General features: G+C 38.7%; 13 protein-coding genes and 1 tRNA gene. 10 read left to right on the top strand and 4 right to left on the bottom strand.

All coding sequences use genetic code 11. The annotated features are described in order from the left end of the window. Positions 1-13: 13 nt before the first annotated feature. Positions 14-1,192: an LPXTG cell wall anchor domain-containing protein gene (locus E6139_RS17725; RefSeq protein ID WP_316404776.1), complete on the bottom strand. Its 1,179-nt coding sequence runs from the start codon at positions 1,190-1,192 to the stop codon at positions 14-16. A 467-nt stretch (positions 1,193-1,659) separates the two neighbouring features. Here E6139_RS17725 and E6139_RS17730 point away from each other — a divergent pair, with 467 nt between their 5' ends. Then, on the top strand, positions 1,660-3,414 hold the full coding sequence (locus tag E6139_RS17730) for a hypothetical protein (RefSeq protein ID WP_316404778.1): 1,755 nt from the start codon (positions 1,660-1,662) through the stop codon (positions 3,412-3,414). Between the two features lie 182 nt (positions 3,415-3,596). Here the strand turns inward: E6139_RS17730 and E6139_RS17735 are convergent. Beyond that, positions 3,597-3,669: transfer RNA gene (locus tag E6139_RS17735), tRNA-Lys, on the bottom strand. A 156-nt stretch (positions 3,670-3,825) separates the two neighbouring features. On the opposite strand from E6139_RS17735, the gene E6139_RS17740 reads away from it, so the two are divergent. The 7 genes from E6139_RS17740 to E6139_RS17770 all read left to right on the top strand — a co-directional run bounded on the left by E6139_RS17740 (position 3,826) and on the right by E6139_RS17770 (position 10,938). Next, on the top strand, positions 3,826-4,374 hold the full coding sequence (locus tag E6139_RS17740; protein ID WP_316404780.1) for a DUF1836 domain-containing protein: 549 nt from the start codon (positions 3,826-3,828) through the stop codon (positions 4,372-4,374). Further along, positions 4,364-5,221 (top strand): DegV family protein, encoded by an 858-nt coding sequence (locus tag E6139_RS17745; RefSeq protein ID WP_316404781.1) that lies wholly within the window; start codon positions 4,364-4,366, stop codon positions 5,219-5,221. The genes E6139_RS17740 and E6139_RS17745 overlap by 11 nt, the downstream gene beginning before the upstream one ends. Before the next feature lie 166 nt (positions 5,222-5,387). After that, on the top strand, positions 5,388-6,092 hold the full coding sequence (yycF, locus tag E6139_RS17750; RefSeq protein WP_316404782.1) for a response regulator YycF: 705 nt from the start codon (positions 5,388-5,390) through the stop codon (positions 6,090-6,092). A 2-nt stretch (positions 6,093-6,094) separates the two neighbouring features. Next, positions 6,095-7,924: a cell wall metabolism sensor histidine kinase WalK gene (walK, locus tag E6139_RS17755; protein ID WP_316404784.1), complete on the top strand. Its 1,830-nt coding sequence runs from the start codon at positions 6,095-6,097 to the stop codon at positions 7,922-7,924. Next, positions 7,921-9,234, top strand: a complete 1,314-nt coding sequence (locus E6139_RS17760; RefSeq protein WP_316404786.1) for a YycH family regulatory protein — start codon at positions 7,921-7,923, stop codon at positions 9,232-9,234. Before walK ends, E6139_RS17760 begins: the two co-directional genes overlap by 4 nt. Continuing rightward, a complete protein-coding gene (locus tag E6139_RS17765; RefSeq protein WP_316404788.1) occupies positions 9,235-10,080 on the top strand; it encodes a two-component system regulatory protein YycI in 846 nt (281 codons plus the stop codon). A 48-nt stretch (positions 10,081-10,128) separates the two neighbouring features. Then, a complete protein-coding gene (locus tag E6139_RS17770) occupies positions 10,129-10,938 on the top strand; it encodes an MBL fold metallo-hydrolase (protein ID WP_316404790.1) in 810 nt (269 codons plus the stop codon). Between the two features lie 39 nt (positions 10,939-10,977). Here E6139_RS17770 and E6139_RS17775 read toward each other — a convergent pair whose 3' ends face one another. After that, complete coding sequence (locus E6139_RS17775) at positions 10,978-11,598, bottom strand: NAD(P)-dependent oxidoreductase (RefSeq protein WP_316404791.1); 621 nt, start codon at positions 11,596-11,598, stop codon at positions 10,978-10,980. 79 nt (positions 11,599-11,677) lie between these two features. Then, positions 11,678-12,319, bottom strand: coding sequence for a type II CAAX endopeptidase family protein (locus tag E6139_RS17780; RefSeq protein ID WP_316404792.1), 642 nt, complete (start codon positions 12,317-12,319; stop codon positions 11,678-11,680). Between the two features lie 197 nt (positions 12,320-12,516). Here E6139_RS17780 and groES point away from each other — a divergent pair, with 197 nt between their 5' ends. Next, entirely contained in the window at positions 12,517-12,801 is a 285-nt protein-coding gene (groES, locus tag E6139_RS17785; protein ID WP_316404793.1) for a co-chaperone GroES, read from the top strand. A 21-nt stretch (positions 12,802-12,822) separates the two neighbouring features. Continuing rightward, positions 12,823-14,451, top strand: coding sequence for a chaperonin GroEL (gene groL / locus E6139_RS17790; protein ID WP_316404794.1), 1,629 nt, complete (start codon positions 12,823-12,825; stop codon positions 14,449-14,451). The last annotated feature ends 253 nt before the right edge of the window (positions 14,452-14,704 follow it).

The following is a 14,704-nucleotide window of genomic DNA, read 5'->3' on the forward strand; positions in this document are numbered from 1 at the left end:
GTAGGACATAATGTTATACGCGAAAACGTCTCTCTAAAAGAATAAAGCCTGAAATAAAGAAACAGGCAACTCCGATGATTGATAATGGGAGAGTGTTCTTTTCGCCAGTTTTCGGGTATTCTTTTTGCGTAGTTGCATTCATCATAGCGTCATTGTTTTGCACACTTACAGGAATTGAGCTCGATTTTGGAATAGATAAAATATTTTCGCCAGCAGGATTAGTCGATGTTGACAGACTTAGAATTGGCATCACAGGCTCAAGTCGATTTTCTTCTTGAGAGTTATAAAGCCAGTGAAGGATGCCTGAGAACAAATAGTGTTCCTTGCTCAATTCTTCTTCATAGCCGCTGAGATCATTTAAAATTTGAAGCAGTTCTTCATTTGTAAAAGGTCGGATTTGTAAGAAACCTTCCTTTTTTGAATAAAGAATTCGCAAGTACGCTTGTAATTGGTCAATATCCTTAGCCAATTCTAAGGTTGAATCGTAACTTAAAGAATCAAAAGTCAATGCTTTTTCAACATCTGACCAAGAAATCACGTTATCTCTATAAAGCATTTGTAAAATGCGGGTGTAACCACTCCAATCCATGTAAGTAACATCACTACTATAATGCGCAAGCAAAGTGAAGGCGTTCTCCAGTTCTTGATCAGTGTAGCCGCTCAACTCTGCTGGATCAATCTTAAACTTTGAATAGGTTAAGACTTCGCGAATTTCCCATGGATATTTCAATTCAGTAATGATGTAGTCCTCTTCGAAGGTTAGAACGGGTTTCGTTTTTTCAGCTATTTCTTTAGGATCTATTGTTTTAGGAGTAGCTGATAGTGTCCTAGTTGCTACGGCTGTTTGCGAAAATGCGGTTTGCTCTTCAAGGACCTCAGAACTACTCATGGTTGATTCAGCTATTACTTCATCAGCTGCAGCCATTTCTTCACTAGTGGAAGAAATATCAACACTGGGGGTTTCTTCAGAAATTGCAGTTTCACTTTCGACTGTTGGTTCATCCAAAGTCGCAGTTTCACTAGAAGCAGGTGCTTGACTTTCATTCGTGATATTTTCAGATATAGATGTACTTTCGGTAACTAGTTCTTGGTCGGAAGTCGTCATTTCATCAGAGATACTTTCAGAAGCATCGGCCAGAGCAGCAGTGGGAAAAATCAGTACCAACAAACTAAACAAAACAATTTTTTTCACGGGATCACTCCTTAATTTTCTGAATCTAATTCAAAAAAATTTATACATAAAACAGCTTGAACGATTCTCAATGTAAATCAAGTATAAATATATCACATAAATGTTATAAAATGTCTTTTTATATTAATTTGAATAAAGGCAATAAAAAAAAAGTCACTATGTACACATCAGTTAAAACGAGTGAGAATGTTAACGGTGTACTAGTGACTTAATTATTAATTTATTTCATAAGTTAGAAAGCTTCGATGTAGCGATTTGATGGAGATCATTCATTCAAAAAATCTATCCTAAAAACAAAAAAAGTCACCACGCACATTCTTTTGGTTCTATAATATTTTGTTTTCTTGTATAAAATTCCCAACTAGGTCATTAACAATTTAATCTCACTGTTTCCAAAAGATATCAAATAAGATATGATTACTCTGTTGTAACAGACTAATAATGATTAACCAAAGGTGGATTTTTTAATGAAGAAATTTATTTCTTTTAATGTAGGCAGGGCTTCATTACTTATTGCTCTAATGGCTTTTATTATGGTATCGCCACAACTATTTTTTCACTCAATAATGGTTGGGGATGATATGCCTTTTCATTTTAATCGAATATATGACCTGTATCAACAAATGAAAACTGGTAATTTAAATTATTTTCAATCAATTTATGGTTTTAATCAGAGCGGCAGGATTATTAATGCTTTATATGGATACGATCTATCTTTCTTTTTAGCTGGACTACTAATGATTGTTAAAACATGGACAAGATTTCAAATTGTATCCTCTTTTATTTGTTTTTTCCTTAGTGGATTAAATATGTACATTTTATTGAAGTATGCAAAAGTTAGCGAACGGTTATCGGTGATTTTGTCATTTCTTTACATGTCTTGTTCGTTAATCAGTTTTTATGCGGTAATACAATCATTTATTAGCTGGGGAGGAGCGTTCTTACCGTTAATTTTTATTCCAGCTATCAAAGCTGTTAGAGATAAGAAAAATCCAATTAATCCGGTTTATTTGGCAATCCCTGTTTCATTATTAATTTCTTCGCATATTCTTACTGCAGTAATTGGAATCATGGCGATTATCCCCTTTTTCTTAGTAAGTTTCTATAACTGTAGAAAGAAGATAAAGTGGATAGTGAATGGTCTTTTATCGGTTTTGTTAACTTTGATAATTTCTGCGAATTCACTGTATGGCTACTTTGAAGTTTTCACTACAAACAACTTACTAAAGCCATACATAAATACAAATATGTCTAATAGTACAGTGATGCTGTCACTAGGAAACAATGAGACTCGTAATCTAGGACTAATATTTTCAACTTTATTTGTGGTTCATTTGATATATACTTTTTCAATATGGCAGAAACTTCCTCTGTTAGAAAAAATAATCAATTTTACTGGCGGATTATTTCTTGTCATATCTTCGAATTTAGTTCCCTGGAATGATATGGCAAATAAACTTACTTTTCTAACCACATTTCAGTTTCCTTTACGATTTTCGATTGTTTCTTATATCCTTTTATTAGCCGGAATCGGACTGGGCCTAAATAGATTTAATGAAAATGCAAATAAAGAAAAGAAAAAAATAGTTCAAATGATACTAATAACCTGTTCGGTTTTTTCAATTGCTAATGTCAATAACTTGATGAAAGAACACTCCAATTATTGGATGAGCAGCAATCCGGCACAAGGCGGGAACAATACTCCTAATGTCTTTGTAACCGATCCAAATCAATTTAGAAGTATGATCAAAGATAAGGATTTATCCAAAGCACTAAATGTCATAAAAAAGGGTACACCAGACTACCTTGCTCTTTCAAAAAATGAAAGCACCGAAAGCATTTACAAAAAGGAACCATACAAAATTTATGAGCATGATGTTATAGAAAATCCAAATAATGTTAAGAAAAGTGTTACTTATGATTCTAAATTAAAGTTGGAGTGGAATAGTGAGAACTCAGAAGAGGTTATACTTCCAGTAGCAATTTATGGCAATTCTACAATAAAAATGAATGGACAAAACAAATCACCTAATGAAGTTGGAAAAAGCGACTTGGGGTTGCTTGAAGTGAACAGTTTAGTAGGAAATAATACCGTCATCGTTGGCTATACTCCTATGATCAACATGAAACTGATAATTACTATTAAAGTGTTTGGTCTAATCTTTTGTTGTATCAACTTGGTTAATTATTTTAGTTTCAAAAGATATCGGAAGAAAACTTAAAACAATAATTAAAAACAGTCCCTGTGTTTTAACAGGGACTGTTTTTTGTTATTTTATATAATAGGAAATTAAAACCTGCCCCTAAAACCTGCCCTTGAGACAAAAAAATGCCACCACGCACATTCTTTTCTAAACTACCGAAGTAGCCAAGAATGCACTGGTGACGTGGGTTTGGCACCCAATGGGCCGTGAGGGGCTCGAACCCGCGACCCGCTGATTAAGAGTCAGCTGCTCTACCAACTGAGCTAACGGCCCAAACAAAGTACTTTCATATGTTAGCACTGAGAAAATAAAAAAGCAAGAATAAACTTAAAAAAATTTTGCAAAAAGCGCTTCAATTATCTAGTTTTTGAAACTATATTGTATCATTATCATAATTTTGGTAGAATGACGATGAAAGGGGTGCAAAAAATGGAAGAGACGAAGCTCAGATCATGGGCAGAGGGATTAAAAGAATTACGTTTGCCTCGATGGGAAGAGTTGCCAGAATTAGAATTATACATGGATCAAGTCATTACTCTTGTTGACCGCTATTTATCACCGCTGATCGAAGATGATAAGCATCAGCTTTTATCCAGTGCAATGGTCAATAATTACGTTAAACATAAATTGGTACCGCCACCAGTCAAAAAACGCTATAACCGTAATCATTTAGCTTATCTGATTGCCATTACTCTGCTTAAGCAGGTATTTGCGATTCCAGATATCAACGAGTTGATTCGGATGCAACTGGCGATCAATGAACCTAAAGATGCTTATAACAGCTTTTGTACGGTGCAAGAAGAAGCGTTAATGCAGGTAGCCAAGATTGTGCTGGGGGAAGAAGTTAGTTTGACTCGCAGAAGTGAAGATTTTTATTACTTAGCAATGGAAAGTGCTGTCGCTTCATTTACCCAGAAAATGTTAGCTGAAAAAATCATTCAGTTGGATAAAGAGAAAGAAGGCAAAAATGATGAGTGAAAAAATTGCGATCCTAGTTGACTCTGGGACGGATGTTCCAAAAGAAGTCATAGATAATGGGCCATTTTTTATGGTGCCGTTGCGGATCATTTTTAGTGATCGAGAATATAGGGATGGGATTGACATTAGTTCTGATACCATTTTTCCGTTAATCAAAAAGGAATTGCCAACGACCTCTTTACCTGATGGCGAACTGATTCATCAGGTTTTTGATGAGATCGAGGCAGAAGGCTACACGCATGTCATCATCGTGACAATCTCTAGCGGGTTGAGCGGCACTTATAATGCGCTGCGCGTGTTGGGAGAGCACTATGAAGGATTAACCTTCCAGTCGATTGATACAAAAAATGTTGGGATCGGAGCAGGAATCCTAGCAATCTATGCAGGTGATCTGGTTAAGCAAGGGAAATCCTTTACAGAGGTCATTGCTGAAGTTGAGAGCAAGATCACGAAGACAAAAATCTTTTTCAACGTCGATACATTAGAGTATCTACAAAAGGGCGGGAGAATCGGACTGGTTTCATCCTTATTAGGCAGTGCATTAAAATTAAAACCGATCATCTCATGTAATCCAGACGGAATCTATTACACAGTCGCAAAGGTGCGCGGGTTAAATAAGAGTATCGATAAGACGATTCAATTAGTGAAGGAGCACGTTGGTAATCACCAACGGTTCAATTTGGCCGTGACCCATGCGGATGCTTTGGAGACAGCAGAGAAGATCCGGCAGCGGCTGCAGGAGCTATTTCCAACAGCGGAAAATATTTATTTTGGGAAAGTTTCACCAGCACTGTCAGTTCACACTGGACCAGGATCTCTAGGCGTGGTTTGCCAAGTATTAGACTAAAAATATGAGTAAGAGGATGGGCAAAAGCTCATCTTCTTTTTTCATTTTTTCTTAAGTAATAGTTGTAAAAAAATCGTCGCCTGTTTGAAAAGATGAAACAGGGCTGAAATTATTGTATAATAGTATGGCGTACATACAATCTTATGAAGGTATGAGGTGACTCTTAGTGAAAAAAATTCTAGTAGTTGACGATGAAAAACCGATTTCGGACATCGTGAAATTCAATTTAACCAAAGAAGGCTATGAAGTCTTCACCGCTTATGATGGTGAAGAAGCCTTGGAAAAAGTCGAAGAGGTCAATCCAGATTTGATTTTATTAGATTTGATGTTGCCAAAAAAAGACGGTTTAGAAGTGGCTCGTGAAGTACGCAAGACCCATGAAACGCCGATCATTATGGTTACCGCAAAAGACTCTGAGATCGATAAAGTTTTAGGCTTGGAATTGGGAGCCGATGATTATGTGACAAAACCATTCTCAAATCGTGAGTTAGTGGCTCGGGTGAAGGCTAATCTACGCCGTGGCGGACAAGCACCTAAGGAAGAAGAACATACAACACAAAGTGATTTGACGATCGGTGATTTGACGATCCATCCAGATGCTTATATGGTAACTAAGCACGGAGATACGATTGAACTGACTCATCGCGAATTTGAGTTGCTGCATTATTTAGCAAAACATATTGGTCAAGTGATGACACGTGAGCATCTGTTGCAAACGGTCTGGGGCTATGATTATTTTGGCGATGTTCGAACGGTCGATGTGACTGTGCGACGTTTACGAGAAAAAATCGAGGATAATCCAAGTCATCCAACCTATTTAGTAACCAGACGTGGCGTAGGTTATTATCTGCGCAACCCTGAACAGGAGTAAGTATGGAAAAGAAAGTCCGTTTTTACCGATCAGTCAATTTCAAGATTGCTTTCTCATTTATCTTGATCTTATTGATTTCAATCGAGATCATCGGTGCCTATTTTATCCGCGGACTTGAAAAATCAACAATCGACAGCTTTACTAAAGATATGAACCAACGCGTGTCCTTATTAAGTACGACTCTCGGTGCAACGATGGCAGAGGATAGTGACAACGAAGCGGATCAGCTTCAACGTATCCTTGAAAATAATACCGCTACCGATGTTGGTGAAATGTGGGTAGTGGATGATAAAGGAATTGTCGTAGCTACTAACGATGTTGGGCAAAAAGATTCTATCGTAGGTAAGAAAAACGAGTACAGCGATATTGATGATTTTTCAATGAAGCAATATGTAACACTGGATGACAATAATAAACGGGTATATATCAATGTCCAACCTATTCAGTCCCCGACCGGCGATTCGGCTGTGATCGGGGCTCTTTATGTTAAGAGCGATATTGAACAGAAATATACCGAAATCAGCAATACCGCACTGATCTTCTTCACAGCTTCCTTAATTGCTGGATTGATATCGATTGTAGTGGCTTTGCTGGTAGCCCGATCAATCACGAAGCCGATCAAAGAGATGCAGAAACAGGCGGTTCGGATTGCACAAGGCGATTATTCTGAAAAAGTAGATGTTCAAGGACACGATGAACTGAGTCAGTTGGCGGAGACTTTTAACAAGTTATCTGATCGAATCGAAGATGCTCAAGATACGATGGAAGCTGAACGAAATCGATTAGACAGCGTCCTGACCCACATGACAGATGGGGTTATAGCTACTGATCGTCGTGGAAAAGTTATTACTATCAATGAGATGGCTTTGTCTTTACTGAATACTACTAGCGAACAAGCAATCGGGCAATCCATTTTGACCTTGTTGGATCTAGAAGAAGAATACACATTACGAAAATTATTAGAAACACCGGAAGAGATTTTAATCGATCGTTCGAAATCTGATTCTGATGAAGATCGCATGACTCTGCGTTCTGATTTTGCTATGATCCGACGCGAATCGGGCTTTATCAGCGGATTGGTTGTCGTGATTCATGATGTTACCGAACAGGAGAAAACGGCGGAGGAACGTCGTCAGTTTGTTTCGAATGTTTCCCATGAATTACGTACACCACTGACTAGTGTGCGCAGTTATTTAGAAGCGTTAGAGGAAGGTGCTTGGCAAGATAAGAAGATAGCGCCAGAATTTATTCATGTAACATTGGGAGAAACCGATCGAATGATTCGAATGATTAATGATCTGTTGAATCTTTCTCGAATGGATTCAGGTGCTCAGCAAATGGATCTCGAGCTTGTTAACTTCAATGAACTGGTCGATTATATTCTGGATCGTTTTGATATGATGGTGAATAGCCAAGAAAAGAATTACCGGATCGTCCGTGAGTTCACTGAACGTGATCTGTGGGTTGAGATCGATACAGATAAGATCATGCAGGTAATCGATAATATCATGAACAATGCCATCAAGTATTCACCTGATGGCGGGAAAATCGAAGTTCATCTAATGGAAACTCATAACAACGTTGTTTTGAGTATTTCGGATGAAGGTTTGGGGATTCCTAAAAAAGATTTAGAAAAGGTATTTGAACGTTTTTATCGAGTAGATAAGGCTCGTGCGCGTCAACAGGGCGGCACGGGGCTCGGTCTGGCGATCTCTAAAGAAGTGATGAAGGCGCATCAAGGTCAGATATGGGTTGAAAGTGTCGAAGGTAAAGGCTCTACTTTCTATATTTCTTTACCTTATGAACCTTATGAGGAGGATATTTGGGAATGAAGATTTCAGAAAGAATCATCCGCGTGGCGCTTTTTGCCCTGATCTTACTTAGTCTCATTTTGACCTATGCCATCTGGCTCAGTCCTACCTCTAAAACAGCCGATGTCAATACTAGTAAACAAGCGGTTAAAAACGACCAAAACTACGCAAAAGCGACGGATGCCTTTTTGCCGATCCGCGGTATTTGGGATCTGGCAGAAGGCAAGTTTCAAACCAGTAGTGAAAACTTGTTGGCTACGACTCAAGCCCGTTTGACTGAAAGTACTTATGGTCAGCTTCAAGAAGTGGCCCAAGGTGAAGAAGAAATCAAAAGCTATTATAGTTTGGATAATGGTATTGAGTTAAATTATGAAGGCGGCTTTTCATTGACTGAATATGTCAAAGTTTTTGATATGCCAATCAATTTAAATTCATTGAAGGACTCAGATAAGTTGACATTTTCAAAAATTCAAGTAGATTTTTCTAAAAAGAAGATCCGCTTTTTGAATTACAGTAAAGATACTGTCTATGAAGCGACTATTTCAGCAGATTTCACTGGACTTGAAACAATCTATCAAAAAAACCAACCAAAGTTTTTAGAAATGTCGGATGAAAATCCTCTGGTCCCGCGCTTGTTGAGAACAAAGGACCGTGTTCGGTTAAAAAAATACAGCTACATTCTGACTACTCAGTCTTACTCTTTATTCCGTAATGCCTTTTTCCAGAATCCTGACCAAGCAAAAGGAGAGGAAGAAGCTAGTGGAGCACGTTCTTTTGTCAGCGGCCATGAGGAGTTAATGATGGACGAGCAGAAACGGCAGGTTACATTTGAAGGCGAGTTGCCCGAAGATTTATCAAAAGAAAGTATGTATAGCCAAAGCTTCAATTATGTCAGCCGCTTAGGAACGGCAGTAGGGAATTTGCGCTATTTTGATCATCATGAAGGCCAAGTTAATTATCGAATTTTTGTCGAAGGCTACCCAATCTTCAGTCAATCTTCAAAAGGGAAAATGGCGGTAAAAATCGGTCATGGGTCGAATGGGGCGTCAACGCAAATAAGGATTGAGACAAGTATGGACACTGTTCAAGTACCGATTCCTTCAGACGAAGAGGTCGAACTGCCAAGTACCTTAGAAATTGAGAATAATCTCGCTGCTGTAGGACTTGATCTTGATAAGGTACAAAGCTTTATCATCGGTTATACGTGGCAAGACATTGATGGTGTAAATAAATTAGTGGCGTTGACTCCAGAGTGGTTTGTTAAGTATGACAATACTTGGTACCCTGCGACTCAGCTAATGCAGGGAAACCTGGAAATGGAGGCGAGCTAATTGGATTTTAGAAAAATCGAATGGATCTTCTTTCTCGTCTTTATTGGGTTGAACATCTTTCTTTTCAGTATCTATTGGAATAATCAGCACGAGCAAAGTCTGGTCACCAACTCTAATCAACGAGAAGATATCATGCACCGTTTAGAAAACGATGAAATCCAAGTCAAAAAGGCTGTCTCTGACGAACATCGCGAAGGCTATTATCTGAGTGCTGAGCAAGATAATTTTGAATCTATGCTGAATGCACCAGCCGATCAGACACTTACTGGCAATTGGACAATTTCAGACCGAGTTTTGACCAATTTGCCAAACGGGGAGACAGAATTTGATTTGAAAAAAGCGACCAGCAGCTTTAATCGGCTCATGAGGGATAAAGAATTCATTGTAGAGGGAACGGAATATACGTATTTGCCCGACATTTCAAAGAAGGATGATGAGTTGGGAAAGATTGTCGGCGCGCAATCCTATGAGGGGATTCCTTTTATTGATGAAACCTCTCGATTGACATTGGATATCGAAAAGAGCGATGATCAGGATCGGGTTTCGAAATATACCCAGACTCGTCTGAAAGATATCGAACCGCTGCGTGAGAAAATGACGCTGGCTTCTGAAAAGGAAATCTTGAATACATTGTATATCAATAATAATATTCCTAGTAAATCAACGATTACGAATATTTATCTTGGTTATTTTCGAACACTTGAAGTCCGTGAAAAGAATGTCTATGTACCTGTTTGGTTTGTTAAGATTAAGACCTCGGATAAAACGACTCAGATTGAAAAAGTCAATGCATTGAATAATCAGGTGATCACGAATAATTTAGTTCCAAAGGTGGAAAATCCATAAAAAGGGTTGTATACTGAGGACAGTTTTAAAAGAGGGGATAAATTGCTCATGTTAGAAATGAATAATGCCTTCAATATCAGTGTTTTAGCCAGCGGCAGTTCGGGGAATTCCTTGTATTTAGAGAGTCCGCAAAAACGAATTTTAGTTGACGCTGGTTTGAGTGGAAAAAAAATCACTTCGCTATTAGCAGAAGTCGATCGAAAACCTGAGGATTTAGACGCGATCTTAGTCACTCATGAACATCGTGACCATATTCATGGTGTTGGAGTGCTTGCTAGAAAATATAAATTACCTGTCTATGCCAACGAAAAAACTTGGGAAGCAATGGCTCCTTTGATTGGGAAAGTTGATGTGGAACAGAAGCATATTTTTGAGATGGGAAAGGTCCTTACTTTTGGTGATTTAGATATCGAAAGTTTTGGCGTTTCTCACGATGCTGCAGCACCGCAATTCTATCGGTTTTACAAAGATGGGCATTCTTTTGTCATGTTAACAGATACAGGATACGCTAGTGAACATGTTCGCGGAACAATTCGTGATGCGGATGCCTACTTGGTAGAAAGCAATCATGATTTAGAGATGCTGCGGATGGGTGCTTATCCTTGGAGTCTAAAGCAACGGATTTTAGGTGACCGCGGGCATTTGTCTAATGACGATGGTGCGCTGGTTATGACCGATATTCTTGGTGATCGGACGAAGCGCATTTACTTGGGGCATTTGAGTAGAGAAAACAATATGAAAGAATTGGCACATATGACGATGGAAGAAACATTGACCCGTTATGATCTTGGTGTAAATCACCAGTTCCAAATCTTTGATACCGATCCAGATAGCGCAACTGAATTATTCGCGATCTAAAAAAAGGCAAGCTTGCTTATTTGCAGGCCTGCCTTTTTTTTAACTATAAACACTGAAATGCTGGTTGAGATGTCTTGGCTCGATGATTTCATCGATCACAGCAATCGCGTAATCGGCCATGCTAATCTCACTTTGACCTTGGGCATTTTTTTGCAGGTGATCATCGCTGACTTGATAATGACCAGTCCGTTGACCATCAGGAACAAAATTTGCGGCAGGACTTAAGTAGGTCCAATTGACCCTTTGAGCGGCTTTCAGATCTAAAAATGCCTGGTACATATTATAGGCGGTTGGGTAATAGACGGCATTTGGGTCAGAAAGATCGATCATGCGGTGATCCTCATCAATAAACAAGGAAGAGGCTCCTCCAACAACGAATAACCGCGTGTCGGTTCCGCGCAAGATGTTGGTGAGATGTTTCAGTGACGTTTGATGCAGCTCTTCTTGACCAACTGGCGGACGAAAGGCATCTACCACGACATCAAAATACTCTACATCTTTTTTTGTCAGCTCGAATAGATCCTTTACCAAAATAGGGACTTGTACCTTTAGTTTTTCAGGGTGGCGAACGATTGCAGTAACCGCTAAATCACGAGCGAGGGCTTCGCTTAGGATTAATGAACCTGCATGTCCGGTGGCACCAATAATTGCTATTTTCAAGAAAAAACCTCCTTAGACTATTATGAATCTAAGTCTAAGGAGGTTTTTATAAAATAGCAAAAGATTGGTTTGGAAATTTTTATGATCGAAGTGCCAATTGTGTCAGGATGACCAACAGATTCATTCCCACGTGAGTAATCATCGAAGTCCAAATGCGTCCGCTATAGCGATACATACCACAGAATAAAAAGCCTAATCCAGCATACAGGAGGTAGTGTCCATCATTATGGGCAAACGCGAATAAAACAGAGCTTAGTAATGCTGGCAGGAAAAATCCAAATCTTTTTTCCAGTGAGCCGAAGATTGCCCGACGGAAAACGAACTCTTCCATAATCGGTCCAGCTATCGTTGTCGCCAAAATAAAAATCATGTTGTTCATGATTAAATCCACGATATTCTGCGTGTTTTGTGAAGCAACAGATTGTCCTAGAAATTGCTGCTCGATTTGTAAAATAACCATTTGCAGTATCAAGGAAGCGGGAATTCCAACGACTCCAAGCAGAATTGTAATCAAAATATTTTTTTGCCGGTTTTCTATTTCGAACGACCGGGACTTCACTCGATAAAAGATCATTAAGATAGCGCCAAGAAAATATGTCAGTGTTGTTAACTGGATAATTTGTGATGAAGTTGTTTGCAATACACTTTGAAAAATGACAGGTGAAAACAAAACTAGCCCGTAAGTAAAGATCGTGATAAAACTATATTTTTTTTCGCTCATTATTAATCCCTTCTAAACATTTATTGTTCCCAAGTATACCATATCTCATTAAAAACTTAGTGTAGAAAAAAATTAAAAAAGCAAACGAAGGACTTGCAAAAAGAAACAAAAATGGTATGATAAGAATTGTGAGTTAGCACTCTTGGTTATCGAGTGCTAACGATTTGAAAAATCATTACTAGTTGGAGGGATTTATCGTGTTAAAACCATTAGGTGATCGTGTCGTTCTTGAAGTCACTCAAGAAGAAGAAAAAACAGTTGGAGGCCTAGTCTTAGCATCTGCGGCCAAAGAAAAACCACAAACTGCTAAAGTTGTGGCTGTTGGTGAAGGCAATGTACTAGAAAACGGTCAAAAAAGTCCAATGCCAGTAGCTGTTGGTGATATGGTAATGTTTGAAAAATACGCAGGCACAGAAGTGAAATATGAAGGCAGTGAATATTTAATTATTGCTGCAAAAGATATTATGGCAATCGTAGAATAAAAATAATGAGGTGAAAGAATCATGGCAAAAGATATTAAATTTTCTGAAGATGCACGTGCAGCAATGCTTCGCGGTGTGGACAAATTAGCAGATACAGTAAAAGTTACATTAGGACCAAAAGGACGTAACGTTGTTTTAGAAAAATCTTATGGTTCTCCATTGATTACAAATGACGGTGTTACTATCGCAAAAGACATCGAGTTAGATGATCATTTTGAAAATATGGGAGCAAAATTAGTTTCTGAAGTTGCTTCGAAAACGAATGATATCGCTGGTGACGGTACAACTACAGCGACTGTTCTTACTCAAGCCATCGTCCGTGAAGGCTTGAAAAACGTGACTGCTGGTGCAAACCCAATGGGTATCCGCCGTGGAATCGAATTAGCAACGAAAACAGCTGTTGAAGAACTACACAGCATTTCTGAAGAAGTTGATTCAAAAGATGCGATCGCGCAAGTTGCAGCTGTTTCATCTGGTAGCGAAGAAGTCGGCAAATTGATTGCTGAAGCGATGGAAAAAGTTGGAAACGACGGTGTTATTACAATTGAAGAATCTAAAGGGATCGACACTGAACTAGACGTTGTTGAAGGAATGCAATTTGATCGTGGTTACTTGTCTCAATATATGGTAACAGACAACGATAAAATGGAAGCTGCTTTAGAAAATCCATACATCTTGATTACAGATAAAAAAATCTCTAACATCCAAGATATCTTGCCATTGTTAGAGCAAGTATTACAACAATCTCGTTCATTGTTAATTATCGCTGATGATGTGGATGGTGAAGCATTACCAACATTAGTATTGAACAAAATCCGCGGAACGTTCAACGTTGTAGCAGTGAAAGCTCCTGGCTTCGGTGATCGTCGTAAAGCAATGCTTGAAGACATCGCAATCTTAACTGGAGCAACTGTCATTACAGATGATCTTGGTTTAGATTTGAAGGAAGCTACAATCGAAAACCTAGGTACTGCTGGAAAAGTGGTTGTTGATAAAGACAATACAACGATCGTTGAAGGCTCTGGCGACAAAGCTGCTTTAACAGACCGTGTAGAAATGATCAAACGTCAAATCGGTGAAACGACATCTGATTTTGATCGTGAAAAATTACAAGAACGTTTAGCAAAACTTGCTGGCGGCGTGGCTGTCGTTAAAGTTGGTGCTGCTACTGAAACAGAATTAAAAGAATTAAAACTACGCATTGAAGATGCCTTGAACTCAACCCGCGCTGCGGTTGAAGAAGGAATCGTATCCGGTGGTGGTACTGCTTTGGTCAATGTCATCAAGAAAGTATCTGAATTAGATGCTGAAGGCGACATTGAAACAGGTATCAAGATCGTCGTTCGTGCATTAGAAGAACCTGTTCGTCAAATCGCTGAAAATGCTGGATTTGAAGGTTCAGTTGTAATCGATAAATTGAAAAATGCCGATCGCGGTACTGGTTTCAACGCAGCAACAGGCGAATATGTCAATATGATTGATGCTGGGATCGTTGACCCAACTAAGGTTACACGTTCAGCATTGCAAAATGCAGCATCAGTATCAGCTTTATTATTAACAACTGAAGCTGTTGTTGCTGACAAACCTGTTGAAGGTGGAGCAGCAGCTGCACCAGCAATGGACCCATCTATGATGGGCGGCATGATGTAATCACGCCTTAAGGTAAAAGCCATCGAAATGAATTTCGATGGCTTTTTTTGCGAGTTCGACTTTTCGCAGTTTGTCTAGGTTGATGGAGAATCTATTAGCTAAGAAAATATTGGAGTGGAAAATCTAGTCGAATCGTATGCGTATGAAGATGAAAGTATTTTTCTGCTCTTTGAAAAATACTTCATTTAAACTTGAGTTAGCTGTCAGTTCCGCTTTTTGCAGTATAAAAAGAGCGAATACTATTCATATTAAA

It is taken from the genome of Enterococcus sp., assembly GCF_032555305.1.
Classification (GTDB): Bacteria; Bacillota; Bacilli; order Lactobacillales; family Enterococcaceae; genus Enterococcus_A.